This is a genomic window from Pandoraea communis, from assembly GCF_902459745.1.
In the GTDB taxonomy this organism is placed as follows: domain Bacteria; phylum Pseudomonadota; class Gammaproteobacteria; order Burkholderiales; family Burkholderiaceae; genus Pandoraea; species Pandoraea communis.
Window position 1 is genome coordinate 919,170 of sequence record NZ_CABPSJ010000002.1, and the last position, 26,332, is coordinate 945,501.

The 26,332-nt window shown below is 61.2% G+C and carries 18 protein-coding genes, 1 tRNA gene and 2 pseudogenes; 10 read left to right on the forward strand and 11 right to left on the reverse strand.

Annotation, left to right across the window (positions count from 1 at the left end):
• Window positions 1-3: 3 nt before the first annotated feature.
• Genes PCO31110_RS10615 through PCO31110_RS10625 form a run of 3 tightly spaced genes read right to left on the reverse strand, consistent with a single transcriptional unit; the run spans window position 4 to window position 1,380 of the window.
• A complete protein-coding gene (locus tag PCO31110_RS10615) occupies window positions 4-333 on the reverse strand; it encodes a hypothetical protein (protein ID WP_010804652.1) in 330 nt (109 codons plus the stop codon).
• A gap of 2 nt (window positions 334-335) precedes the next feature.
• A complete protein-coding gene (locus tag PCO31110_RS10620) occupies window positions 336-899 on the reverse strand; it encodes an isochorismatase family protein (RefSeq protein WP_150690385.1) in 564 nt (187 codons plus the stop codon).
• A gap of 28 nt (window positions 900-927) precedes the next feature.
• Window positions 928-1,380: a MarR family winged helix-turn-helix transcriptional regulator gene (locus PCO31110_RS10625; protein ID WP_010804654.1), complete on the reverse strand. Its 453-nt coding sequence runs from the start codon at window positions 1,378-1,380 to the stop codon at window positions 928-930.
• A 327-nt stretch (window positions 1,381-1,707) separates the two neighbouring features.
• Here PCO31110_RS10625 and PCO31110_RS10630 point away from each other — a divergent pair, with 327 nt between their 5' ends.
• A complete protein-coding gene (locus tag PCO31110_RS10630; RefSeq protein ID WP_150690386.1) occupies window positions 1,708-2,733 on the forward strand; it encodes a serine hydrolase in 1,026 nt (341 codons plus the stop codon).
• Window positions 2,734-2,793: 60 nt separating this feature from the next.
• On the opposite strand, the gene PCO31110_RS10635 is transcribed toward PCO31110_RS10630, so the two are convergent.
• Complete coding sequence (locus tag PCO31110_RS10635) at window positions 2,794-8,904, reverse strand: autotransporter outer membrane beta-barrel domain-containing protein (RefSeq protein WP_150690387.1); 6,111 nt, start codon at window positions 8,902-8,904, stop codon at window positions 2,794-2,796.
• Between the two features lie 327 nt (window positions 8,905-9,231).
• On the opposite strand from PCO31110_RS10635, the gene PCO31110_RS10640 reads away from it, so the two are divergent.
• Window positions 9,232-9,954 carry a response regulator transcription factor gene (locus PCO31110_RS10640; RefSeq protein ID WP_150690388.1) on the forward strand — a complete coding sequence of 241 codons (723 nt, stop codon included), beginning with the start codon at window positions 9,232-9,234 and terminating at the stop codon, window positions 9,952-9,954.
• Between the two features lie 176 nt (window positions 9,955-10,130).
• Entirely contained in the window at window positions 10,131-11,915 is a 1,785-nt protein-coding gene (locus tag PCO31110_RS10645) for a sensor histidine kinase (RefSeq protein WP_174979476.1), read from the forward strand.
• Window positions 11,916-11,938: 23 nt separating this feature from the next.
• Here PCO31110_RS10645 and PCO31110_RS10650 read toward each other — a convergent pair.
• Window positions 11,939-12,509: pseudogene (locus PCO31110_RS10650) on the reverse strand (transposase).
• Between the two features lie 71 nt (window positions 12,510-12,580).
• Entirely contained in the window at window positions 12,581-13,588 is a 1,008-nt protein-coding gene (locus PCO31110_RS10655; protein ID WP_150690390.1) for a GlxA family transcriptional regulator, read from the reverse strand.
• A gap of 74 nt (window positions 13,589-13,662) precedes the next feature.
• Here PCO31110_RS10655 and PCO31110_RS10660 point away from each other — a divergent pair, with 74 nt between their 5' ends.
• From PCO31110_RS10660 to PCO31110_RS10675, 4 genes and pseudogenes are all read left to right on the forward strand, one after another.
• Entirely contained in the window at window positions 13,663-14,484 is an 822-nt protein-coding gene (locus PCO31110_RS10660; protein WP_150690391.1) for a thioesterase family protein, read from the forward strand.
• Window positions 14,484-15,683: a multidrug effflux MFS transporter gene (locus PCO31110_RS10665; RefSeq protein WP_150690392.1), complete on the forward strand. Its 1,200-nt coding sequence runs from the start codon at window positions 14,484-14,486 to the stop codon at window positions 15,681-15,683. The genes PCO31110_RS10660 and PCO31110_RS10665 overlap by 1 nt, the downstream gene beginning before the upstream one ends.
• Before the next feature lie 44 nt (window positions 15,684-15,727).
• Window positions 15,728-16,993 (forward strand): beta-ketoacyl-ACP synthase II, encoded by a 1,266-nt coding sequence (gene fabF, locus PCO31110_RS10670; protein ID WP_036662243.1) that lies wholly within the window; start codon window positions 15,728-15,730, stop codon window positions 16,991-16,993.
• A 31-nt stretch (window positions 16,994-17,024) separates the two neighbouring features.
• Window positions 17,025-17,327, forward strand: a pseudogene (locus PCO31110_RS10675) (integrase core domain-containing protein); the annotation flags it as partial.
• A gap of 268 nt (window positions 17,328-17,595) precedes the next feature.
• Here PCO31110_RS10675 and PCO31110_RS10680 read toward each other — a convergent pair.
• Window positions 17,596-17,672 (reverse strand) — tRNA-Pro (locus PCO31110_RS10680).
• Window positions 17,673-17,851: 179 nt separating this feature from the next.
• On the opposite strand from PCO31110_RS10680, the gene PCO31110_RS10685 reads away from it, so the two are divergent.
• On the forward strand, window positions 17,852-18,328 hold the full coding sequence (locus tag PCO31110_RS10685) for a SixA phosphatase family protein (protein WP_150587144.1): 477 nt from the start codon (window positions 17,852-17,854) through the stop codon (window positions 18,326-18,328).
• A gap of 187 nt (window positions 18,329-18,515) precedes the next feature.
• Window positions 18,516-19,343 carry a GNAT family N-acetyltransferase gene (locus tag PCO31110_RS10690; RefSeq protein WP_036663018.1) on the forward strand — a complete coding sequence of 276 codons (828 nt, stop codon included), beginning with the start codon at window positions 18,516-18,518 and terminating at the stop codon, window positions 19,341-19,343.
• Between the two features lie 120 nt (window positions 19,344-19,463).
• Here PCO31110_RS10690 and ppx read toward each other — a convergent pair whose 3' ends face one another.
• On the reverse strand, window positions 19,464-20,990 hold the full coding sequence (ppx, locus tag PCO31110_RS10695; protein ID WP_010805260.1) for an exopolyphosphatase: 1,527 nt from the start codon (window positions 20,988-20,990) through the stop codon (window positions 19,464-19,466).
• 152 nt (window positions 20,991-21,142) lie between these two features.
• On the opposite strand from ppx, the gene ppk1 reads away from it, so the two are divergent.
• Window positions 21,143-23,260: a polyphosphate kinase 1 gene (gene ppk1 / locus PCO31110_RS10700; RefSeq protein WP_051126321.1), complete on the forward strand. Its 2,118-nt coding sequence runs from the start codon at window positions 21,143-21,145 to the stop codon at window positions 23,258-23,260.
• Window positions 23,261-23,439: 179 nt separating this feature from the next.
• Here ppk1 and phoR read toward each other — a convergent pair whose 3' ends face one another.
• From phoR to phoU, 3 genes are all read right to left on the reverse strand, one after another.
• Window positions 23,440-24,780, reverse strand: coding sequence for a phosphate regulon sensor histidine kinase PhoR (gene phoR, locus PCO31110_RS10705; protein ID WP_010805262.1), 1,341 nt, complete (start codon window positions 24,778-24,780; stop codon window positions 23,440-23,442).
• Window positions 24,781-24,871: 91 nt separating this feature from the next.
• Window positions 24,872-25,573 carry a phosphate regulon transcriptional regulator PhoB gene (phoB, locus tag PCO31110_RS10710; RefSeq protein WP_010805263.1) on the reverse strand — a complete coding sequence of 234 codons (702 nt, stop codon included), beginning with the start codon at window positions 25,571-25,573 and terminating at the stop codon, window positions 24,872-24,874.
• 36 nt (window positions 25,574-25,609) lie between these two features.
• Window positions 25,610-26,317 carry a phosphate signaling complex protein PhoU gene (gene phoU / locus PCO31110_RS10715; RefSeq protein WP_010805264.1) on the reverse strand — a complete coding sequence of 236 codons (708 nt, stop codon included), beginning with the start codon at window positions 26,315-26,317 and terminating at the stop codon, window positions 25,610-25,612.
• Window positions 26,318-26,332 lie beyond the last annotated feature (15 nt).

Sequence of the window (26,332 nt, forward strand, 5' to 3'; positions counted from 1 at the left end):
CGCTCAGGAACGCTCGAGCCTATGACCATCGTGCAGGCGGCCAAATAGCCGCGCGCAAAGCAGGCCAATGACCAGAATGCCGAGCGCGAACGCAACGGCATCGCCCGTGATCTTCAATTCGAAATCGCCGACGCGGCAGACGAGCACGTAGCCGACGACGATATTGAAAAAGCCCCAGAGCACGTTCACGGTCGGAGACGAAAGCCCTTGCCCCGGCGGCTTGGCGAACGGGCTCTGAAACGGCTTTCCCATCACACCGCTGACGAAATGCGGCACCGCGTTCGTGAGAAAGGCACCGCCGAAGAAATAGGACACGAGATGCAGCCATTCCATTTTCAGGCGTTCCTCGTTCCGAGCAGATCGACGATTTCCTGGGCGGTGCCAGTTTCTCCCAGCCTCGGGAAGACATTCTTGATGCTGTAGTCGTGCGTCTCGAGGCGCGCGTCGGTCATGGCGTCGATGGCCAGAGTGACGTTGAATCCCTGCTCATATGCCTGGCGAGCGGTCGCCTCGATACCGGTTCCGGTGGCGACGCCCGTGACGACAACCTGGGTGACGCCCCGTGCCTTCAACCGGTCTTCGAGGTCAGTGCTGGCGAACGCGCCCCAGGTCTGCTTCGTCACGACGATGTCGCCAGACTGTTGGTCGAGTTCGGGGATGAGATCAGTCCATCCGGGCGGGAACGGTTCACTGCGGCGAGGCTGCTCAGTGCGGCCCGGTGCGCCACCGGCGACATTGACGAGCACGACGGGCAAGCCGCGTGCGCGAAACGCGTCGAGCAACGCTCGCGTGCGTTCCACGACCTTGTCTATGCGGTGAACGAAGGGGAAGCCGACGATACCCTTTTGCAGGTCGACGATGATAAGGGCAGTGTTCGGATCGAGCGTGGTGATGGCCATAGCTATCCTGAAAGGGTGCTGGAATCACTCAGAAGTCGGCGAGCCGCTGCAGCAATTTCACCGCGTCCGCGAGTGCGTCCTGTTCTTGGGGAGACAACTGCGTTTGCAGGGCACGAAACAGCCAATCCTCTTTGGCGGCCCGACTGGCGTAGAGGGTTTTGCGGAAATCGGGCGTCAGGGAGATCAGGGTTTGCCTGCCATCGGTCGGGTCGGGTTCGCCGCTCACGGCCCCCGTCGCCTCCAGACCGGCTACCGTGATACGCATGGACTGAGGACGCACGCTCTCCGCCCGCGCGAGGGCTGAGACGGTTGCAGGGCCGTCACGATCCAGACGGAGAAGCACCGACTTCTGAGCGGATGTGAAGTCGCCCGGATGCGCTTGCTCCCGCACCCGTCGAACCAGTTTGCTCAGGGAAATGCGCAGCTCACCCGCCAAGGCGGCCAACCTGAGAGTCTCGGATGTGTGTGATTGTTTGACCATGCGCGGATAATATCATACAGATAACCTGTACAGATAATATGTACAGGTTACATGTGTATATGCGTGACCGAACCGTTCATGTAACAACCACATTGGCTCGACGTCTCGGTCATTCACAACGAAACGCACCCGCCAATAGCATGCACTTGCGTCATTGAATACCGGCATCGAAACTGCCGTCGTACGAAATTCCATCGCACCATCTGCCTACCCAAAATGAGGGATCGCGACAGCGACGACTGCGTGCTAACGTTGCCCCGGCCTCGCCGCACCGGCAAACAACACGCGGCACGCTGAACATCGTTCCCTGTCAAGGAGACCCTCGCGATGACCGAATTTCGTCCAACCCGCCGACAGGCGCTGAAGCTCACGGCGGCGTCGCTCGCGGCACCGGCATTGCTGTCACCGGCAACCAGCGCCATCGCCGCCGGACGCGCAGATCTCGACGCCGCCATCAATCGCTTTGCCGCCCTCTCGCCGAAAACGACAAGTTGTCTCGTGGTGGCAACCCCGCCAGAAGGACTGGGCTGGCGTGCCGGCTACGCGCCCGAGCAACTCCTGTTCGTTGGCAGTGCTGTCAAAACTTACATCCTCGGCCAGTTCCTGCTCGACGTGGAGTCCGGCCGCAATCAACTCTCCGGCACACAACTGTGCACCGTCAGTGACGCCGTGCGCACGCCGGGCAGTCCGGTGTTCATCGGTCTGAGCGGACAGACGCAATACCGCACCGCTCTCGAATCGATGATCTCGCACAGCGACAATATCGGCACCGACATCTCGCTGGCCGCCGTCGGACCGGCGCGCGTGCGTGAACTCGTCAGGCGAATGGGACTGAACACGGTGCGCATCCCCGATTCCACACGCATCCTCTTTTCCTATCTGGCGGGCGCGCCATCGGGCGTCGATCTCGGCTGGGAAGGCATGCAGAAACTGGCGCACAACGAGAAGGTTTATTACGACAATCGTCCTCTCGTTTCTCGCACCGATGTCATCAACGATAAGCAATCGATGACCAGTTCGGCAAACGATCTCGTGAATTGGTACCAGCAAACCCTCGCGGGAAAAGTCTTCGCGAAGCCAACGTCGCTCGTCGAGTTCAAGCGAATCTCGGCGATGGCCGACGCGGTGTGGATGGCCGTGCCCCAAGGGCTGCTCGCCTACGGCAAGGGCGGCAGTCTTGACTGGGAGAAATTCCACGCTCTGTGCTTCGCCGGACAGATGTTCCTGGGCAAAACGCCCGTGACGTTCAGCTTCACGTCGAACTGGCAAGGCGACAAGACAAGCGTCGAGCGCACCGACGAATTCATCTCGGCGGTCAGCGACGTACTCAAGGCAGCCACGAATTCCGTCTGAGCGCCCGCCAGATCGGCTCCGGACAGTCGTCCGGGACCGTGAAGCGCCGGCCATCCGCATTCAGAAGTGCTTCGCGAGCCGCAACGCGGCGCTTTGTACCGTTTGCGACGCCGCCGTGCGAAGGTTGTACTCCGCACGGACCTCAAGCCCTTTCGACGACAGCAACTCGACCCCGAGCGCAAAGTTGGCATAGACACGCGGTTGTGAAGACGTAATGCGAAACGCCGCACCCGGGAACTGCACGAGCGACGCCTCGACGCTCACATCCCCTTTCGACGCAAAACTCATCCCCGCAGACAGATAGGGACGCACAGTCACGCCGCGATAGTCGAGACGTGCGCCCACCTCGATGGCAGGACTCAGCACTGCCGTTGTGCGCCCTTCGCTTTGCATCGCAAGATCGAACACACCGGCGCCGCTTTCGAGGTAAGCCGAATTCCTGTCGTACACGACGTCCAGATCGGTATAAGGCTTCACGTACCAGGCGGCATGGTTCAACTGATAGGACAACCGGGATCGCGCGCCGACGAAAAAGGCGTCCGGCCGACTCGTCGCTTGCGCGGACGCGCCCGGATAAGCGATCGTTCGATTCTGCGTGCCACTCTCGTAGCCGCCCAGCACGGCGAGCGCGATTTGCCACGGCCCCATCTGCCGCTTCAACGTCAGCCCGCCCCGAAAGCCATCGCTCGATACGTCCAGCGAGCGATCCGACGAGCGGGCATGCGTCACGACGTAACTCGCAGATCCGCCGAAAAACCAGTCATGCGCAATTTCCTTCTGTGCCCCGAATTGATACGTCACCTGCTGACTGCGAAAACCCACGTCGTCCGCCGTATCGAATCGATCGGCACGGGTGCCGATCACGCGAGCCCAGACGCAACTCCCTTCACCCATACGTGTGCCATTGGTGACGAACTGCGGGCAGCTCATCAATCGATTCAGGAAGTCGTAGTTCTCATGCCCCCGGGAACCCGCGCGCATGAGCGTCGCCGCCCCGGAGAGTACGTCCAGCGTCTTGCGGTAGGACGCCGCATCGCCCGCGCTCACGAACGGCTGGAACAATGGTCCGGCCTCGACCATGCCCGCATCCCAGTGAGTCTGTAGAAAGTCGGCGAACGACGCCTGATTGGTATTCAGCGACACGCCCGGCGGCCGGAAGTTGGCGTCCACCGATATCAGCGGATCCTGCGAGCCGCCATAGTGATCCTTCATCCGATAGTCGAAGACTAGCGCCGTACTCTTTGCGACGGCCGTCTCACCAGTTGGCGCCTTGTCGAAGTGCCCGATGCCAAGCCAGATGTTCTTGACCGGATTGCGAAGGATCGGCACGACGCTGCCTCCGAACGTCAATGCGCCCGTCACCGCCAGGAAGTCGCTGTTGTGGTTGGTGAAATCGAGGTCGGGCGCGTAGATGCCGGTGCCCGTCTGCCTGAAGTCTCCATACACTTGCGACGCCTGGAACACGCCCGGACCACCGGGGCTGATCGTGCCGTAGTTTTGCGTCAGCCCGGCCGAGAGCAACCGTGCCGTGCGTAACTCACCGCCCACGCGATTCAGAAACGTGCTGTCGGTGGTCAGTTGCACATTGCCCTGCATCACGCCACTGTTGGCGACACTCGCCTTGCTCATCGAAACGATGGCCGTTGCGGCTGACACCGTGCCAGCGTTCTCGACATTCACACCATCGGTATTGATGGCCAGAATGCCGATGCCCGAGGTCGCATTGGCCACCACGCTCGCGCCTTTGCCGATCGTCACGCCGATCGGCTTGCCTTGCATTGAGCCGGCCCCCGCGTTGCCCATGCTGATCGCCGCAATCGCGGGAGAGCCTGCGCCCATGGCGCCGACCACGCTGCCCGGTTGAAGCGTCACGTCGATCGCGCCGCCCGCGTTGCCACTCGCGCTCGCCGGCTGTTTCAGCCATACGCCGCCGTCGCTGAACACCGCCCCGCCGCCAAGACTCATCGCAAGGATGGCCGGGGCATTCGCGCCGTAGGTCACCACGCTGCCACTCGTACTCACCTGCACAGTGTTGCCCGCCCCCACCGCGCCGGAGACGTTGGCCTGTCGCACCATGTCGAGACCGTAAGTCACTGCGGCGGCATCGCCTGCGATACCGCCACCGCCGCCCACGGACTGCGCCAGCACGCCTGCCGCGCCGTCACCGTGGGTTCGGATGCCGCCATCGACAGCCACTTCCACCGTGCCGCCGTCATTTGCACCCGAGCGCGTGACGGAATTGTTGACCGACGCCAGCGTGACGCGTCCCGGCGCGGTGGTCGCCCCCGCAATGCCCCCGCCCCCGCCGACACTTTGGGCAACGATGCCATGCGCATCCTGACCGAGCGTTTGCACCGCGACGTTACGTGCGACGTTCACATTGACGTCGGCACCGCTGCCAAACGTATCGCCCTGCGCACCCAGTGTCAGGCTCGTGACCGGTAACGCGAACGGATTGCCGCCCTGAACGAGCGCGACATACCCGCCGCCACCGCCGATACTCTGCGCGAGTACGCCAAAAGATAGCGCCCCTTGCGTCGACAGTACTGCCTGCGTTACCGCAAGGTTCGTCAGATCGACACTGACGCTCCCGGCGTTGGCTTGCAGACTGCTGCCCCCCGCTGGCGACGCACCGAGCTTGACGACCGCCCCGCCGAGCAACGACGCGACCTGCGCGCCGACGGTCATTCCCGCAGCGCCGCCGCCGCCCGCAACGGACTGCGCGAGGATGCCATGCGAGAGCACACCGCTCGTGTAGACGCTGCCGGAACTAACGACCGAAACGGGTGCACCGTTCATGCTCGACGGCGACAGCGCACCGCTCAGGGTACTGCCCAGCGTGATGACGGGGGCGGCGACCTGCTGGCCAGCGGCGAGGTGCGTGCTCGCGTTCCCCGTAAGGCCGACCGCTGCCGCTCCCCCGCCGCCCGTGATGCTTTGCGCAACGACGCCGCTCGAATCTACGCCCTGTGTGGCGATCACGCCGCCGCTCTTGACGTTCACATGAGCGAACTGTCCCGCGTTGCCCGCCGGATTACCGGTGTACGCTCCTCCGAGGGAGAGCGACAGGGCCGGCGACGTCGATCCGGCAGCCGCGCCGAGGCTGCTCGCGCCGAAGGTGTAATCCGTCGCGGCCGCCTGCCCGCCCCCGCCGGAGATGCTTTGAGCGAGAATGCCCGGCGAACTGTCACCACGGGTCTGAATGCGGCTGGCGGGATCGCTGGCGTCGACATTGACCAGCCCCCCGCTTCCCGCGCTGCCACCCCGCCCGCCAACGCTGACATTGACGCTGTGCTGCGCGCTGGCGAGATTCGAGCCAAGCAGGTCGATGATGCGGGTTACCTCATTAATGATCCCCGGCGCATCTTTAGGTGCCCAATTTGAGAGAAAAAGCTCAAGGTTCTGCGACGTCGCTGCCCCCGTTCCGCCACCGCCACCCACGCTCTGCGCCAGGATGCCCGGCGCGCCGAACCCATTCGTGGATAACGTGCCGGTATTGAGCACGCTCACTTGCCTGCCATCGCCACCCCAGCCCCCCGATCCACCGACGGCGACATTCGTCCCGACGTTGGGCGAGACGTTGAAATAGGTGCCGACCTTGCCGGCCATTACGCCCAACAGGCTATCCAGACTCGAAAGCAGGCTCGATACGCTGGTCGATGCAGCAGTGCCGCCCTGACCGCCCCCGCCGCCGATACTCTGCGCGACGATGGCCGCCGAGCCGTCGCCCGACGTCGTCACCCGACCGTAGTTACTGACGGTGGCTGCGTTACCGGCCCCGCCCTGACCGCCCGAGCCACCCACGCGAACGTCCACACCGACCGTCAGCGAACCGAACGCCACATTCATCGAATTGCCGGGACGCATCAGCCAATTGCCAATCGTCTGCAACAGCCCCTGAACCGATCCGGGCGCGCCGAGCGTGGCGCCAAACGACTTCGCGGTTTCCTGTTGCACCATGCCGCCCACGCCACCGCCGCCACCGATGCTTTGCGCGACGATGCCCGACGAGTGATCGCCGGTCGTGAGCACGCTGCCATCGATATTATTGGTCACCAAAGCGGCCGCGCCGTCGCCCCCGCCACCGCCGGCACCACCGATTGTCGCGCCCACGCTGATGTTGAAGCGACTGTTCGGCGCGGCAATCGATTGCGCCCGCAGCGCGGCGGCAGCACTTCCCCCGGCACCGCCGCCCCCTCCGATGCTCTGGGCGAGAATGCCGACACTCTTGTCGCCCTGCGTCCAGATGCCGCCGCTGTTGTCGACCTGCGCTATTCCTCCTCCGCCGCCGTCGCCGCCGCGACCTCCGATCGAGACGTGCGGGCTGAGCGTGGCGGTAGGCACCTCCGGGCCGAGATCCGGTGCGATGGTGAGCGTTGCCGAACTGGCGAGTCCGCCGTAGCCCCCGCCGCCGCCGACGCTTTGCACGACGGCGCCATCGCTTGCGGCGGCCTGCGTCGTGATGCTGCTCCCGTCTTCCAGCGTGAGATGCGCCAGGCCGCCCGCTCCGCCACCACCGGCGCTGCCGCCATGACTGACAGCGACGCCAAGCCCAACACCGACGGTCATGGCGCGGGAAGACCCACCGGCACCGCCGCCACCGCCGACGCTTTGCAGCAGAATGCCGGTCGAGCCCGCGCCGGCGGTGGAAATGGCGCCGCCCAGATCCATGACGGCGTTACCGCCATTTCCACCGGCACCGCCATGGCCACCCGTGGCGATGCCGACGATGATGCCGGTCGTGTCAGCGTCGCCACCGTGCCCGCCACCGCCGCCAATGCTCTGCACCTGCACGCCGGGGCTCTGATCACCGGTCGTGAAAATCGAGCCGTTGCTGCCGACCGAAATGTTGCCGCCGAGTCCGCCGTTGCCACCCGACCCGCCGCCGATATTCATGATCCCCTGACTCAGTTCGGCGCCACCCGCCCCGCCCCCGACCGCGTGCGCCAGGATACCGACGGCGTCATTCCCCATGGTCATGATCGTGCCGTCGTTTTTGATATCGACCGCCAGACTTCCGGTGTTACCGCCCGAGCCGCCATTGCCACCATGTCCCGACCAGGGTCCGGATTCGCCGCCGTTGCCGCCTGCGCCCCCGATCACAGCGACCCGGATACCCATCGCGCCGACGCCTCGTGTCACGATGCTGCCGGTATTCGTGACCGTGACGGATCCCGGCGTTCCGCCGTCTCCGCCCTGAAATCCGTTCCCGGTGACACCGCCGCCGCCATCGCCGCCGTCGCCCCCCAGGCTATAGGCGGCAATGCCCGGCGCATTGGCCCCATCGGTCGTAATCGCCGCACCATTCGTGAGCGTGACGGTGCCGGCGTTACCGCCATTGGACCCTTTGACGTCCGTGCTATCGCTCATTCGTTTCGGCCCGTTACCGCCTACGGAGCGCGCGAGCACGCCGACTTCGCCGTCGCCGTGTGCCGTCACGGTGCCGTCCGCGATGGACACGGTGACATTACCGGCGTTACCGCCCCATCCGGAGAGCACATAGCCGCCTTCCCAGTCATCGATCCCCAATCCACCCTGTCCGCCCAGCGACTCGGCACGAATGGCCGCACCACCGTTGCCGCCGCTTGCGCTCGCGGTGACGACGGCCCCGCCACGCACGACCACGCTGGCGTCTCCGGCATTTCCCCCGACTCCAGCATTCACGCCGGCTCCCCACGGAATCGCACTGGTCTGCCCATTGCCTCCGATCGATTGCGCCGACAGCCCGTAGCCGATAGCGCTCACCGAGCCGCCGTCGAGCGTAAGGCGTGCAAAATTTCCGTTCCCGCCATTGCCGTTGCCATGGCCGCGATTGCCCCACAGACCGCCATCTCCCCCTTTGGACAGTACGGAGACGCCGAAACCGTTACTCACGACGGTGCTTTGCGCGAGAACGAAGTCGACGATGCGCCCGAAACCGCCGCTGCCGCCCCAGTGATCGCGGCCACTGACATCGTCGCCGTTGCCACCATTACCACCACTCACATCGACAGCGACGCCGGTCGCCCCGCCTGTCGAAAGAATGTTCAGGCCCGTGAGGGTGCGTTCGACGTCGATCTGACCGGGCTCGCCATCCGCGCCATTGGAGTCGTAACAGCAACCGCCCGTGGCGCCTCGATAGTCGAGGAACAACGGTCCCGACGTCTGTGCGACGGCTGGCCCTGCGAGCATGAGCCCCGCCACACCGCAGATTGCCCTGAGGCGACCCGGCGTCGCCCGTGCGGAAAACCGATCTCCCACGCTGCCCCCCCGATCCGAAAGCGTTTGTCCAATGCCCGGATTTGCACCCCATGTCATATCGATGTCGTGCGCGTATTACCGAGCCTTGCGCAGCGCGAACCCGTTTGTGCGAAACGTAGCATTCGATGTGCGGCGTCCGGCATCCCCCGAATTGAGTAAATGCGAGCCATGCCTACCCTGTTTTGGGGATGGGCGCTACGATGGCGGTGCGCTAATTTGCACGACATTCCCCTTACTCATCCTCTGGAACCCTACGCCATGCCTGTCAACCCGCCAGTCGATACCGAACCGGTGCTCCCCGGGCCGTTATTGCTCGTGGAAGACGATCCGGCCACGCAAACGCGCATGAGCAGCATCCTCAAATCGCTGGGCTACAGGAATGAGACGGTCTGCCTGGCCGGGAGCCTCGCGCAAGCGCGTCAGCATCTGGCGAGCACGCCGTTCGCGCTGATACTCGTCGATGTCGGCCTGCCGGACGGCAGCGGCGTCGATCTGATCGGCGAGTTGCATGACAGCGATCCCGCGCTTCCGATTCTGGTAATCTCCGCGTGGAGTACGGAGCAGATCATCGTGCGTGCGCTAAGGGCAGGCGCGACCGGGTATTTGCTCAAGGAGCGCGACGACGAGGAAATTGCGCTCTCGATACGCAGCGCGCTGCGCGGGGGCGCGCCGATCGATCCGTTTGTTGCCAGGCATATTCTTAGCCTTGTCGGGGTCAGCCGACCGGCGCCACGCTCACCGGGGGCGGCGCCTGGCACCGGTGAGCCGCCAACGGCCGAGGCCGTGCCAGCATTGAGCCCGCGAGAAATCGAGATTCTCGGGCTCGTCGCCAAGGGCATGACGAACCGCGAGATTGCAGCACTGCTCAATATCTCCAGTCTCACGGTCGCATGCCACATCAAAAACATCTACAAGAAGCTCGCGGTCAACTCGCGCACACAAGCTGTGTTCGAAGCGCGTACCTTCGGCTTGTTGCCCTGACCCTGCGGATCGGCACGATCCATGTTGCGCTGGCCGGATCGCTGTCTCTGCTCTGTCTTATTGGTCTAGTCCCGGGCATCGCAACCGCACAAGGGCAAACACGCCCGGCCGACAACACCACACTAACGTTCGATCGCATCGAGGCCGTACGCGCCACAAGCGACAGCGTCACGGGCATGAACCCCACAGGGGCCAACTGGCGCGCCGCCCACGCCCCCGAAACCGGCTGGACCAATGTCACGCTGCCCGATGTCTGGACACGCCGCTGGCCCGGCTATAACGGCGTGGTCTGGTATCGGCTCACATGGCGCGAACCGGCAAACCCGCAGCCGCGCGGACTGCTGCTGGAATACATGAACATGGCAGGTGCGGTCTATCTGAACGATGTGCTGATCTTGCGCGACAACTCGCTTGTCGAGCCGCTCACGCGGGCATGGAATACGCCGAGGTACGGGGTCCTGGACGCACCGGTGCTACGCCCCGGCGTGAATACGATGCTCGTGCGCGTCTCAGGCCTTGCCGCGTACAGCCCGGGACTCGGCCCGATCGTCCGGGGAGCACCCGACACCGTTCACGAGCGCTACGAGCGGGAGCAATGGGTGCGGCGCGATCTGCAACTCTTCAGTCTCGCGATCACCCTCACCCTGGGGATACTCGTGTTGATGCTCTGGCTGTATCGCCGCAATGAAACGGCCTACGGCTGGTTCAGTGTGATGTCGCTCACCTGGTGGCTCTACGCGGTCAATCAGGTGGTCACCCGGCCCTGGCCATTTACAACGAACGACGCATGGGAGATCTTCGTCTCCATCGCATTTCTGGCCTACTGCGGCAGCTTCACGATGTACGTACTGCGCTTTTGCGGCCGACGCATGCCGCGCACCGAAGCGCTGTTATGGACAACGTTCGGCGCCGGGGCGATCTGGCTAATCGTCATGCCGCATGATCGCATCGAGACGTCGCGCGCGCTCTGGGCCATCGTCCCCGGCGTGACTTATCTGGCGAGTTGCGTGCTGCTTTTCATCCTCACATGGCGGGAGCGAAGGCTGGAGCAACGCATCGTCTCAATGTGCGCGTTGACCTTCGTGGTCGCTGGCACCCATGATTTTCTGGTGTATTTCGGCGTGCTTGCATCGAACGTCTATTACACGACGCAAACGTCTCAGGTGCTCATGATCGGCATGGCCATCGTACTGGCGAAACGATTTGCCGAAAATTCCCGGAGAATCGCGCAGTTCAATGACGAGCTGCGCGTTGGCATCGATAACGCGCGCGAGGAACTGGCACATACACTCAATCGCCAGCACGAACTCGAAGTCGTCAACGCACGCCTCGCCGAGCGGCTGGATCTCGCACACGATCTGCATGACGGCCTTGGTGGGGCGTTGGTTTCGAGCATCGCGGCCATCGAACATGCGCCGCACACGTTGCCGCCGGCACGCTTTCTTGGATTGCTCAAGGAGATGCGCGACGAACTGCGTTTCGTCATCGACACGGCGGCAACGCATCAGCAAGGCGAACTGGCGCTCGCCGAACAAATTGCCCCATTGCGGCACCGGATTTCGGTGCTCTTCGAGACCCAGAACATCGAGTGCATCTGGCGGCTCGACGGCATCACGCAATGCGTGCTGAGCGCCGCACAATCGCTGGAGTTGCTGCGCATTCTTCAGGAAGCGCTCACCAACGTGCTCAAGCACGCGCGAGCAACTCGGGTCATTGTCGAACTGCGGCACGACGATGGCCAGATCACCTTACACGTCGAAGACAACGGTGTCGGTTTCGACATGAACGGCGTGCGAATCAATGCCGATACCCCGGAGGGCGGACACCTTCACGGCACCGGCCTCAACAGCATGCACCGGCGTGCGCAACGATTGGGCGGCTCGCTCGCGTTGCGGCGGGAGAACAATGCGACGATTGTGATGGTGCAAATCGACCACCCGACGTCCCCCCGTCTTCAGTAGCACTGAGCTTTAGAGTCCGAGGGTTAATGTAACTGCTTTTCCGCCGGGTTCCGGGCGTAGGTTGCCGGCGTTAATCCGCCCAGTGATTTCTTCGGCCGCTCCTCGTTATATTCGCGTCGCCATGCCTCGATCACCACCTTGGCATACGGCAGGCTGGTGAACCAGTGTTCGTTCAGGCATTCATCCCGGAAGCGTCCGTTGAACGATTCGATGTAGGCATTCTGGTTGGGTTTGCCCGGCTCGATCAGGGAACAGTTTTACGCCTCGCTCGTGCACCCAGCTCAGCATTGAGCGACCGCAAAATTCCTTGCCGTTGTCGGTACGGATCGCTTGCGGCAAACTTCGCAACGCCTCGCGCGTCACCTCATTCTCCAGCCGCGATTCCGCCAGCAGTTTCTTCAACCGGGCGTTTTCGGCCTCCAGATCCTTCAGCCGCTTCGCGTCGGATACATTCATGCCGCCGAACTTACTGCGCCAAAGGTAGTAACTGGCTTCGGAGAAGCTGTGCTGGCGGCATAGTTCCTTGACCAGTATTCCCGTCTCGGCTTCCCGCAGGAAGCCGACGATGTGCTCGTCGGTGAATCTCTTCTTCATGTCCAATCTCCTGACTACGTGATTGGACTCTAAATCGCCGCGCTACTCAAATCGGGGGGAGACGTCGGGTATCAATTGTCTTGATGAAGCTCTGCACTTTGCAAACGTCTACCTCGCGGTGAGTTGCCAGCAAAACGCCGAAAAACGCGCCGAAATGCCGCAGGATCGGCATAACCAACACGAGCTGCGACGTCATCCACTGAAACACTGGTAGTTTCCAAAAGATGTGTTGCATGTGACACACGCAGGCGTTGAACAAGTTCGTTCGGCGTCATGCCAAGCCCGGTGTGCATGCGCCTTGCCAGCGTTCTTGGCGAAATAGCGGCGACAGAGGCCAGTTCTTCCAGCGTGATCTGTCGGTCGATGTTGTTGATAATGAAATGCTCGACTTTCTGCAAGACTGGGTCAGACACACGAAGGTGCTCTATCGCCATATAGTGTGATTGGGAGGAGCGATTGTCCAATACCAAATAACGGGCTGCCCACTGCGCCAGTGTAGGGCTAGCAATGCGCGCGATGACAGCTAGCATCAAGTCTGCATGGGCGAAAGCCGAACCAGCCGTCAGTACGCCGGGAGCCTGAACAACCATCCGATCTGCTGCCAGGGAAACAGCGGGAAAACGGCGCGCAAACACAGAGGAAAGCCACCAAGTTGTTGTCGCTCGTTGCCCATCCAATACGCCTGTTTCAGCCAACATAAACGTCGCAGAACAGGATGCGGCCAGCATGACTCCCTTTGCCGCTGCACGTTCTAAAAATGCTGTCACACGTTGAGCTTCGTCCCGAGACAGTAATTCCTCAATCGACGTTTCGGTGGCTGCGAACCAGCCTGGCACCACCAGAACATCTGAAGCGCCAATACCTCGCAAACTGAGTGCGCCATCGACTGAGATGGAGCGACCAGCGCCAGATCGGACTGGATGACCATCAAGCGATACAACACGCTGGCGGAGCAGTCTGGCAGCGTGTGGAGCATGGGTCGTGCGGTTGTCAGCCAAGTGTGCGGCTGAACTGACGATATCAATTCCTACGCCTAGGCAGCTTTCAGTGACACCGTTGAGTGCAAGATGAGTAATCATAGTGGCAATTTTAGACCGAATATAGTCATTCTTGCCACTTCCGGGAAAGGAGTCAGCTACCTACTATTTTAGGTATGAATATCATTGATAAAAATGCGCAAATTGCGCAAATCCATGAGGCATCAAGACCTGGCACGCTGGTCAAGCTGGACTCGTCGTGGTGGAGGTTTGGTGGCCTTCATGGTGGTTTGACATCGAGCCTGCTGACGGGCGCAGTGCGTGACAAATCGCAGGGACGTGTCTTGCAACAAATCTCGGCACGCTTCCGCCGTGCCTTACGGACTCCGTTCATTCTGGAGGCGCACGAACCCTGCCAAGGGAAAACCGTATCCTGGCTGGATGCCGGTGCGATCCAAGAAGGCCATGTCGCTATATCAGCCAGTGCGGTGTTCGCCGAACCCCAGCAGAGGTTTGCGCAAACCTTTACTCCCCGAATGCCTGTAGTGCCGCCGTGGTCGCAGTGCCCGGTTTTCAGTGTACCGCTCGAGTTTGCACCTTTCGCACACCACACCGAAATCCGAGCGGTGGGTAACGTCCGACCGTTCAGTGGTGGAGCAGAACCGGAACTCATGGCCTGGTTGCGCCTTGTTGCCGACGATCTCCCTCCCGACGAAGCACGACTGGTGATGCTAATGGACGCACTCCCACCATCCTATGCAGCGGTGCGTGCAGCACCGCTGCCTTTGCCTACCGTCATGTTCTCGGATACCCCCGGCAGTCAACTGGCCCATGCAGTTTCGCCTTGGGTACTGCTGCGTGCGCGCACTGATGTTTGCAGAAGTGATGGTTGGCTTCTGGAGCGCCTCAATGCATGGACACCTGATGGCGCACACATCGGTTCAGCTGAGCAGTTGCGCGTTATGTTGGATCAAACGCACAGCAGTAAGGTGCATTGATGGCGCAACAAGCTGCATCATCTAATCGCGGCGGCTTGGGTGTATTGGCCAGCTTAGCCGCTCTGGCGACGCTCGCGACCAACATTGTTCTGCCCGCTTTTCCCGAGATCGGGCGCTCGATGTTTGTTTCTGCCCAGAGCTTGGGCATCACGCTTAGCGCCTTTTTCATTCCCTTTGCTTTGGGGCAGTTGGTCGTCGGCCCGCTCTCCGATCGCCTGGGTCGTAAAGGTCTGATGCTGAGTGGTCTGGTCACTCTCACCATCGGCAGCATTATTTGTGCACTGGCCATGCGGCTGGAATGGCTGATCCTGGGCCGAGTGATTCAGGGGATCGGTGCCTGCGCACCATCGGTGCTGGCCCGCTCGATCGCTCGTGATCGCTTTGAGGGCATGGCGCTATCCCGAGCACTGTCGTTCATCATGGTTGCAATGGCAGCGGCACCCGGGTTCTCCCCGCTGGCAGGAGGACTACTGAGCAGTGTGGCTGGTTGGCGCAGTGTGTTCTTGCTTGTTGCGGTACTAACCGTTTTGATCGGACTCCTCTACACGGCGTGTGTCGGCGAAACGCATCCTCGTACTGCGCGCCACAAGGTGTCCTTCACAGCCACTTTCGCCAACTACTTCCAGTTACTGAGCGACATCCGCTTTATTGCGCCTGCAATGGCTGTGGGTCTGACATCCGGCGGCTTGATGGCTTTCTTCGCTGCCACCCCGGTGATCTTGATGGATGGATTGACGCTAACCCCAGTCGAATTGGGCTACTTCTTCGCAACCACAGTGTTTGTTGTTTTTGCCGCCGGGCTGGTGGCTCCCAAACTGGCAGCTCGTTGGGGTGTACCTATTATCGCTATGGCAGGCAGTGCCATCTCACTGGCTGGTGGTACTGCTTTATTGAGCGGCTCAATGGGGTTGTTCCACTTCAGCATATCTATCAGCGTGTTCCTGTTTGGTGCGGGTCTACTGAATCCGCTTGGAACAGCGATGGCGCTTCAGCCGTTCGGTACTCAGGCTGGCGCCGCATCTGCCTTGCTGGGATTCCTTCAAATGGGCATGGCAACCTTGGCCATCACCACGATATCGGAGCTAGATTTTCCGACTTATCAATCCCTTGGCAGGGTACTGGCAGCAGGCATGGGTTTGGCGCTGTTGTGCCTGCTGGTACCCAGAAGAAATCCACTCTCACCCGATGCCAAAACCTGAATGTGCGTCGCCGAATCTCAATAACTAACCTATATGGGCATTGAATGAAACGTATTGTTGTGACAGGGATGGGGATTGTTTCGCCTCTAGGATGCGATGTGCGGCATGCTTGGAGTAGTTTGCTTGCTGGTCATAGTGGAGTCGTTTCACTACCACAGGTCATTGTTGATGGAATTACAGCCAAAGTCGCGGGAGTGGTGCCCGACTATTCAGAACAATATACCGCAGGCTTCGAACCCAATCATGCGGTAGAGCTGAAAGAGCAGCGTAAGATGGATCGCTTCATATTGTTCGCTTTGGTGGCTGCAAAGCAGGCATTGGAGCAAGCGAGGTGGAAGCCAGCCAGCGAACATGAAAAATTGCGAACAGCAACCATCATTTCATCAGGCATTGGTGGATTCGGAGCCATTGCTAATGCTGTCCGCACTACTGAATCTCGAGGACCTCGTCGTCTTTCGCCATTCACGATCCCCAGCTTCCTCGCCAACATGGCGGCAGGCGCGGTTTCAATTCAACACGGGTTCAAAGGGCCGCTTGGCGCACCCGTAACGGCCTGTGCTGCTGGCGTGCAGGCCATTGGGGATGCGGCGCGGCTAATTCGCGCCGGGGAAGCGGATATTGCGTTGTGTGGGGGCGCTGAAGCCTGCATTGATCGCGTCAGCATCGGCGCATTTGCGGCAGCGCGAGCACTATCGACGGACTTTTCTGAAATGCCACGCAAAGCCTCGCGCCCCTTCGATCAGGCGCGCGATGGTTTTGTCATTGCAGAAGGGGCCGGGGTGCTAGTTATTGAGAGCCTTGAACACGCATTGCAGCGTGGAGCCGATCCCATCGTCGAACTAGTCGGTTATGGCACCAGTGCTGATGCGTATCACATGACATCAACCCCCGATGACGGAGGTGGTGCCCGCCGTGCGATGGAAATTGCGTTGCGTCAAGCTGGAATCTCTGCCGCCGATGTGCAACACCTAAATGCACATGCGACATCTACCCCTATGGGAGACCGGAGTGAGCTTCGCGCGATCAAGTCTGTCTTTGCAGGAACGCCAGGCCCGGCGGTTTCTGCAACGAAATCCTCTACCGGCCATTTGCTTGGTGCGGCAGGAGGTGTAGAGGCAATCTTCACTGCATTGGCGGTGCGTGATCAGATAGCTCCCGCAACATTAAATCTCGAAAACCCAGATACAGAAGCAGAGACAGTTGATATCGTTTCTGGAAAATCGCGAGATATGGAGATCAACTATGCCATGTCAAACGGCTTTGGTTTTGGTGGGGTGAACGCCAGCGTGCTTTTCAAGAAATACCAATGAAGCGCACCGCGTTATATTCTGCACTTACTACGGGCCGGAATTTGTCAGCACGGCGCTGTTGAAGTGGGCGGTCCAGGAGCGGATCGAGACAGCGTTGATTGATCCGGGCAAGCCTTGGCAGAACGGCACCAACGAAAGCGTCAACGGAAAATTCCGTGATGAATGTTTGGCGATGGAGTGGTTTCGAAACCGGATCGAGGCAAAGATTGTGATCGAGGACTGGCGGAATCACTACAACGAAGTGCGTCCGCATTCGCGTTTGCAGTACCTGACCCCGGCAGAATTTCGCCGGGCTAGCGAATGTAGTTCAACCACCGGGGCCGTGAATCTCTAGACTCCAGTGGTACGAAAATCCGTCAGATCACTTCTGCAGCGGCGCTGCGCTCTCGTGTATGCCGGTTACGTGACACGCTCGCCAACGATCAATAAGGCTGATAGACGAACGTCAAACTTGGCAAAGTGCAAGACACTAACTTCGACGGGGTTCGACTAGGGCCTGTGACGTTTGGCGCTGTTCCAACCGTTTTTCCGGTAACAGGACGGTAATGAAGAGGGGAAAAGAAAAGGGTTACACGCCGAAACGTGTAACCCCTTGATCCTGCTGGTCGGAGCGATAGGATTCGAACCTACGACCCTCTGATCCCAAATCAGATGCGCTACCAGGCTGCGCTACGCTCCGACTAAAGAGGAAAGATTCTAGTCGGTTCCGCGCGCCGCGTCAAATAGTCACACGCGACGCAGGCACTTTCCCGGCGGTGGCTGGCACAATGGAGGTTCCATGGATGTCTCATCCGTGGTCACGCCAGCGCCACGAAACCCCGCCATAGTGGGAGGTTCTCCATGTCCGAACCCGTGTCAATGAATCTGATTCTCTGGCGTCACGCCGACGCCGAAAACCTGCCGGCTGCCCTCGCCCTGAGTGCGCAAGCCGATCTGGCTCGCGAACTTACCGACCGCGGCCGCAAACAGGCCGATAAAGCCGCCGAGTGGCTGCGTGCTCGTCTGCCCGACGACGCGCTCATCCTCTCCAGCCCCGCCGTGCGCGCCGTCCAGACCGCTCAGGCACTCACCCCCACGCCGCGTATCGTGCGTGATCTCGCACCCGGCGCGAACGCCATGACCTTACTCGGCGCCATCGGGTGGCCCGGCGCCAATCAGACCGTCGTCATCGTCGGCCACCAGCCCGCCCTCGGCCAACTCGCCGCCCTGCTGCTAAGCGGCCAGGAAGCCTACTGGACCATCAAGAAAGGCGGCATCTGGTGGCTATCCTCGCGCCGCCGCGAAGACGAAAGTCAGGTCGTGGTGCGCGCCGTCATCAACCCCGATCTTCTTTGACCCTCCCCCGATATCACAGCGGGACTCTCCGCAAACCCGCATGAACCGGGCATTGCAAGGCATCAGAAGCGGGACCTGACTCATGACACTGCGCGTTTTGTCATAGAATTGTCGCCTACCGTTCACGGAATCGACATTGATGCTTTTTAAAGTACGTCGCAACGCGACCGTCAAAAAAAGGGCCTTTATGCGCGACCTGCCGAACCCCACTATGCCGCTCTCTTCGCTGACCCCCACGTCGCGGAGGCGTCTTCCTCGCCCTGAAACGCCTGTCAAACCGAATCTGGCTGTGGCGTGGGCACGCGATGAAAGCGAGCTTCGGGAAGCACAACATCTGAGATATCAGGTCTTTGCAGAAGAAATGGGCGCCTCGGTCAAGGGCCCGGCAGGTCTGGACGTCGACGAATACGACCAATACTGCGACCACCTGATCGTGCGCGATCAGGACTCGCTCAAGGTCGTCGGCACCTACCGCGTATTGCCCCCGTCTCAGGCCAGCCGCCTGGGTCGTCTGTACTCCGAAGGGGAATTCGATCTCTCGCGTCTCGACCACCTGCGCCCGAAGATGCTCGAGACGGGCCGCTCATGCGTGCACGCGGATTACCGCAACGGCGCCGTCATCATGGCGCTCTGGAGCGGTCTGGCCGAGTACATGCTGCGCAATGGCCTCGAGACGATGCTCGGTTGCGCCAGCGTGCCGATGGCCGATGGCGGCCACTATGCCGCCAGCCTCTATCGCAAGCTGCAAGACACCGCCATGGCCCCGGCCGAATACCACGCCGTGCCGCGTATCGCCCTGCCAGTCGATGAGCTGCAATCGACGCTCGACGTCGAGCCGCCCGCGCTGGTCAAAGGATACCTGCGCCTCGGCGCCCGCATCTGCGGCGCTCCGGCATGGGACCCCGACTTCAATACCGCCGACTTCCTCACACTGTTCCGTCTCGCCGACATCAATCCGCGCTACGCGCGCCACTTCCTCGGCCCGGAACTCGTGAGCAAACTCAAACAAGCCTGACATAGGCTATCCCCCCAAGTTGTTTCGTCCTCGCATGAGAACAAAAAAGCCCGGCTTCTGCCGGGCTTTTCCTTTTCCAAGCCGCCGCCCCAGAGGGCAGGACGGCGCAGTCGCAACGCTTCAGGCGTACACCACCTTGTAACGCATGCCGATCTTCTCCCACTCCTGCGCTTCGCGTTGCAGGCTGTAATCGGTGAGCGGATTGGCATCGATCCACACGCGCGGCACCGATATCTGAAAGCCGTCGTCGAGACGCTCGACCTCGATACTGTCCGGCAGCGCATCGGTGCGACGACGACAAAACAGTACTGCCAACCGCAGGCAGAACAGCAATTGCCAATCGACCTGCTGCGCCTGCGACGCGAGCTTGCCGAGCTTGCCCACATGCCCAAGCAACAACTCCGCCAGCCTTGTTTGATCGGGCCGTGAAAATCCCGGCATATCCGCGTTGCTGCCGATATAGGCCGAATGTTTGTGATACGCACTGTGCGAGATCGACAAGCCCATCTCATGCAGCGACGACGCCCAGTTGAGCAACGCCTCCCCTCCCTCGCGGCGATCATCCTGATCGTCGTCACCCTCGACCACATCGATCGGCAACTGACGGTACAGCGAAACCGCCAGATTCCCGACCCGTTCGGCCTGCGAGCGATCAACGCCATAACGGCGCACGAACTGCTCGACGGTGACGGCACGCATATCCTGATGCTGCGTACGTCCGAGCAGGTCATACATGACGCCGAGCCGCAGCGCCGCGTCGGTCGTCTCCATATGATCGACTTCGAGTTCATTGAAGACGGAGAGCATGATGGACAAGCCACCCGGCAGCACGGGAATACGATCCTGCTTGAGCCCGGCGAGCTTCAGACGGTTGGCATTCTCGGCCTTGATGAGCGCCCGCTTGAGCCGCTCGAGGCCGCCGCGAGTGAGCCCATGCACCCCGCCGTCGTTGAAGCCGTTGGCTTCGAGCAGTTCGGCCAATGCCCTGGCCGTGCCGGACGAGCCTATCGCCTGCGACCAACCCGCCTCGCGAAACGTCGCAGAAATAATCTGAATCTCGCGGCGAGCAGCCAATTCAGCCTGCTTCATCGCGTATTCGTCAACATTGCCACTCGGGAAAAACAGACGACTGTGGCTCACGCAGCCAATATATAAGCTCTCCATGATCAGCGGCTCGTAATCTTGCCCGATAATGAACTCCGTCGAGCCGCCGCCAATATCCACCACCAGCCGGTTGCCCGGGCAAGTGGGCACCGAGTGCGCCGCACCCGCGTAAATCAGACGCGCCTCTTCCCGCCCGGCAATCACTTCGATAGGAAACCCGAGTGCGCGTTGCGCCTCACCCAGAAAGTCCTGCGCATTCTTGGCGACTCGCAGCGTGTTCGTGGCAACCGCGCGTACCTGATCGGGATGAAACCCGCGCAGCCGCTCTCCGAAACGCTTGAGCACCTCCCAGCCGCGTTGTTGCGACGGATGATCGAGATACTTCTCGGCGTTCAGGCCGGCCGCAAGTCGCACCGGCTCGCGCAGCGCATCGACCTGATAGATCTGCGTACCGGCGGATGTCTCCTCCACGCGGCCGATGATCAGGCGAAAACTGTTCGAGCCGAGATCGACGGCCGCAAGCAAGGGCGATGGGGTACTCATGTAGGGGTGCGCCTGAGCGAAGAGTGCCGAAGTGCGCAATGCCTCACATCAAATGCATGACGCGCACTCGACAAATAAATGACGAATAAGTTACAAATCGAATATGACACGTCGTTGACAAATGTGAATGTCATATAACTGTAACAATACGAATGAAGAATTCACGCCAATCCCATGTCTTTCGCACGTCCACTATGAATTACCCGCTGCTCAACCGCGAGCTGGGCATCCTGGCATTTAACGAACGTGTCCTTGCCCAGGCGGCCGATCCGGCCACGCCACTACTAGAACGTCTTCGCTTCGTCTGTATCGTGAGCAGCAATATGGATGAATTCTTCGAAATCCGCGTCGCCGGACTAAAAGAGCAGATGCGCGAAAATCCGGGCATGCTCACGCCCGACGGCATGACGTTTCAGCAAGTTTACACGCAAGTCTGCGCCCGGGCACAGGCGCTCGTCGAAAAGCAATACGCCATGTTCGACGGCCTGATGCCGCGTCTGGAGGCCGAGGGCATCGCCTTTCACCCCTCCGGCCAGTGGAACGACGCACAGGTCGAATGGGCCCGCGACTACTTCCTGCGCGAACTCGTGCCGGTGCTCACCCCCATCGGACTCGATCCGGCGCATCCGTTCCCGCGCGTACTCAACAAGAGTCTGAACTTCGCCGTCGAACTCGAAGGCAAGGACGCCTTCGGCCGCGACGCCGAACTCGCCATCGTTCAAGCGCCGCGCGCCCTGCCCCGTCTGGTACCCATGCCACCGGCGCTCGCCCCCCTGCCCAACAGCTTCGTTCTGCTCAGTTCGCTCATGCTGCGCTTCGCCAGCGAACTGTTCCCGGGACTCACGGCCAAAGGCTGCCACCAGTTCCGCGTCACGCGTAACAGCGATCTGTTCGTCGACGAAGACGAAATCACCAACCTGCGCACCGCGCTGCAAGGCGAACTCCCGGCCCGGCACCTTGGCGATGCCGTACGCCTCGAAGTCGATGCCGGCGCCCCGTCGCGCCTCGTGCGACGCCTTCAGACCGAGTGCGGTCTGGCCGACTCGGACTGCTATCGCGTGAAAGGCCCAGTGAATCTCGTGCGCCTCATGCCGTTGCCCGAGATGGTCGACCGCCCGGACCTGAAGTTCGTGCCGTTCGTGCCCGCGCTGCCCAAGCGAATGAGCGCCTCGCTTGCGATTTTCGATGTCATCGACCAGGGCGATCTGCTGCTGCATCACCCCTACGATAGTTTCCAGCCCGTGCTCGAACTGTTGTTGCAGGCCGCACGTGACCCCGATGTCGTGGCGATCAAGCAGACGATCTATCGTACGGGTAACGAATCCGCACTGATGGACGCCCTCATGGAAGCGGCGCGCAACGGCAAGGAAGTCACGGTCGTGGTGGAATTGCTCGCGCGCTTCGACGAGCAGACGAACATCAACTGGGCCGCCCGCCTCGAAGCGGTCGGTGCACACGTCGTCTATGGTGTCGTCGGCCACAAGTGCCACGCGAAGATGCTCCTTGTGGTGCGCCGCACCCGCCAGGGCAAGAAGACGTTCCTCAAGCGTTACGTCCACCTCGGCACGGGTAACTATCACCCGCGCACCGCGCGTCTGTACACGGACTTCGGTCTGATGACCGCCGACGAAGCCCTGTGCTCCGATGTACACGTCGTGTTCCAGCAGTTGACCGGGATTGGCCGTCAGACGCACCTGAACGGGCTATGGCAGTCGCCGTTCACCATGCACACCCATCTGCTCGAGGCGATCCGTCGCGAGACGGAAGCGGCGGTGTCGGGGAAGAAGGCACGCATCATCGCGAAAATGAACGCGTTGCTTGAGCCGACGATCATTGCCGAACTGTACAAGGCGTCGCGCGCCGGCGTGAAAATCGATCTGATCGTGCGCGGCGTGTGCTCGCTGCGCGCCGGTGTACCGGGATTGTCGGAGAACATTACCGTTCGCTCGATTGTCGGGCGCTTTCTCGAGCACCATCGCATCTATTACTTCTATGCGAACGGTGACGAGCAAGTCATGCTCTCCAGCGCCGACTGGATGGAACGCAACTTCTTCCGTCGTGTGGAGGTGGCCTTCCCGGTGCGAGACAAGCGCCTGAAGACCCGCGTGATTCGCGAGGGCCTGATGATTCACTTGCGCGACAATACGGCCTCGTGGCTGATGCGTCCGGACGGCAGCTACGTGCGCCGCAAACCCGGTAAGCGGCCGTTCAACAGCCAGATGGCGTTGATGGCGGAAGTGGCGAAACACGTACAACAAACCAGCAACTGATCGGCCGGCCGCACAAGTCGTTGCCACAACAAGGAAAGGGGGCCGAAAGCCCCCTTTAATTATCGGATCGCGCCCCGCCGCCGCGCATCCCAGGTTCAAGCAAAAAAGGCGTCCGACCGTGAAATCGAACGCCTTTTGTCCCCTTTGGGTTTGCCGGGGCTCGCGTCTGCCGCCTGCGCTTACTCGTTCACGGCCACACCGGGGGCCGCTTCGATCGGTGCGCGATGCACCACCCGCGTCGGCGGGAAGTAGATCGCGAACGTGCTGCCGCGCCCCTCCTCGCTCGTCACCCGCAGATCGGCCTGGTGACGCGTCAGCACATGCTTGACGATCGCAAGGCCCAGGCCGGTGCCCCCCGTATCGCGCGAGCGGCTGCGATCGATGCGATAGAAGCGCTCGGTGAGCCGTGGAATGTGTTCTGCCGGAATGCCCAGACCCGAGTCGATGACGACGAAGCGAGCGCCGCCGTCGTCGGTGGCCGCCCACTCGATCTGGATCTTGCCCCCCTGGGGCGTATAGCGTATCGCGTTGCTCACGAGATTGCTGAACGCGCTGTGCAACTCGCCTTCGGCACCGCGTAGATCGAGCCCGTCGGCTACGCTCACTTCGATCACATGCTGCCCTTGCGAGAGCCCTTCGGCGTCGCTTCGCAGCGATCGCATCTGCATGCCCATGTCGATCCTGTCGTCAGACGGCGGCTTGCCGCTGCCTTCGAGCTTGGCGAGCGTAAGCAGATCGTTCACGATGTTCTGCATGCGCGACGCCTGCTGACGCATGATCTCGACATAACGCTGGATCTCTTCTGGCGAGAGTGGCAACTCACCGACCGTCTCAAGGAACCCGGAGAGCACCGTGAGCGGTGTCTTGAGTTCGTGCGAGACGTTGGCCACGAAGTCCCGGCGCATCGCGTCGGTGCGCTCGAGATCGGTCACGTCGAGCGAGATGATGAGCTTGCGGTTGTCGCCGTACGGGAACACCTGCATCGAGAGCACGTTGTTATGCTTCTCGCCCATGTGATGCATGAGCAGCGCCTCATCGTAGCGCTCCGACGACAAGTAGTGCACAAAGGCCGGCGTGCGCAGAAGGTGTGTGATCTGTTGACGCAGGTCTCGTTTGGCATCGATGCCGAAGTGCGTCTCGGCAATCGCATTGCACCACTCGATCTGATTATGCTCGTCGAGCATGATCACGCCATTGGGCGATGCCTGGATCGCCTGAATGAAACGCGCGTGCTGTTGTTCCACCTGCTTCACCTGGTTATGCCAGCGTTTGGCCAGCTTGTGCAGCCGGTAATAGATTTCGCCCCACAGCCCAAGTGCACTTGGCACCTCGCCATAGACCGGGGCGTCGAGCAGACGCCAGAGGCGCTGGGCATGATAGACGTTGAAGAAAAGCTGCGTCACCAGCAGAACGATGGCGGTAACGTAGCCTGCACTTGCCCCAAAAAGCCAGCCGACAGCCACCGAAATGGCCGCTTGCAGGATCAGGAATGCCAGCGCACGGGCCCAGATGATATTCATAGACGATGCACAGGAGGAGTGCCGCCCGCCGCCCATCGGGCAGCGGCGGCATTGGCACGGCAGGTCTCAACCGAAAACGAGGCGCGATGCCTCAGACCGACTTCGTCAGACGGTAGCCGCTGCCGCGTACGGTCTCGATCATAGCATCGTGGCCCGCCGGTTTGAGCGCAGCACGCAGACGCTTGATGTGCACATCCACCGTGCGCTCCTCCACGAATACGTGATCGCCCCATACCTGATCGAGAAGCTGCGAGCGGCTGTGCACGCGCTCCGGGTGCGTCATGAAGAAGTGCAGCAGCCGGAATTCCGTCGGCCCCAGATCCAGCTTGATGTCACCGCTCGACTGATGACTCGTCACACGGTGCGTGGCCGGATCGAGCTTCAGGCCGTTCACGCTTACCACATCCTCGGTCAACTGCGGCGCGCGGCGGCGCAACACCGCCTTGATACGCGCCATCAGTTCCTTCGGCGAAAACGGCTTGGTCACATAATCGTCCGCACCGATCTCGAGCCCCATCACCTTGTCCTGCTCTTCGCTGCGCGCGGTGAGCATGATGATCGGCACGTGCTTGGTGCGCTCGTTCGCACGCAACTCGCGCGCGAACGTCACGCCCGACTTGCCCGGCAGCATCCAGTCGAGCAGCACGAGATCCGGCAGGACGTCACTGATAAGCGTGAGCGCCTGCTCCGCGTTGTATGCCCGGATCGGGTAGTGACCCGCGTGTTGCAGATTAACGGAGATCAACTCGGAAATCGCCGGTTCGTCTTCTACGATCAGAATGCTGCTAGGCATCGGTTCCCTCTCAAACCTTCAATAATGTCCGGCCTTTTATTCGCCCTGCACTTTTCGCTGCAGATCTTCGCGCGAAATGTGCCGGACGTCAGTGCCTTTGACGATGTAAATGATGAATTCAGCGATGTTCTTGGCATGATCGCCGATACGCTCGATGGCCTTGGCAATGAACAGGAAATCCAGGCCGGCCGAGATGGTGCGCGGATCCTCCATCATGTACGTCACCAATTTTCGCACGAAGCCACGGAACTCATTGTCGATGGCCTTATCGTCACGCACGATCTCGGCAGCCGCCACGATGTCCAGACGCGCAAACGCGTCCAGCGTGCGGCGCAGCAACTGCGCGGCCATTTCGCCCGAAAGCTTGATTTCGGCGAAGTTCACGCTTTGCGCCGTGCCATCTTCGAGAAGGCGGCGCGTACACTTGGCGATCTTCTCGGCCTCGTCGCCGGCGCGCTCGAGGTTGGTAATCGACTTCGAGATCGAGAGCAACAGGCGCAGATCGCGTGCCGTCGGCTGGCGGCGGGCAATGATCTTGCTGCACTCTTCGTCGATCTCGACTTCCATCGTGTTCAGACGATGCTCGTTGGCGATCACTTCGTCGACCAGGCCGCGGTCGAACGTATTGAGGCCCTGCATGGCCGTCACAATCTGCGATTCGACCAGGCCGCCCATTTCAAGGACGCGCGAGCAAACCTGATTCAGGTCGGAGTCGAACTGGCTGGAAAGGTGTTTTTCGTTCATGTCGCGGGTTTCCTC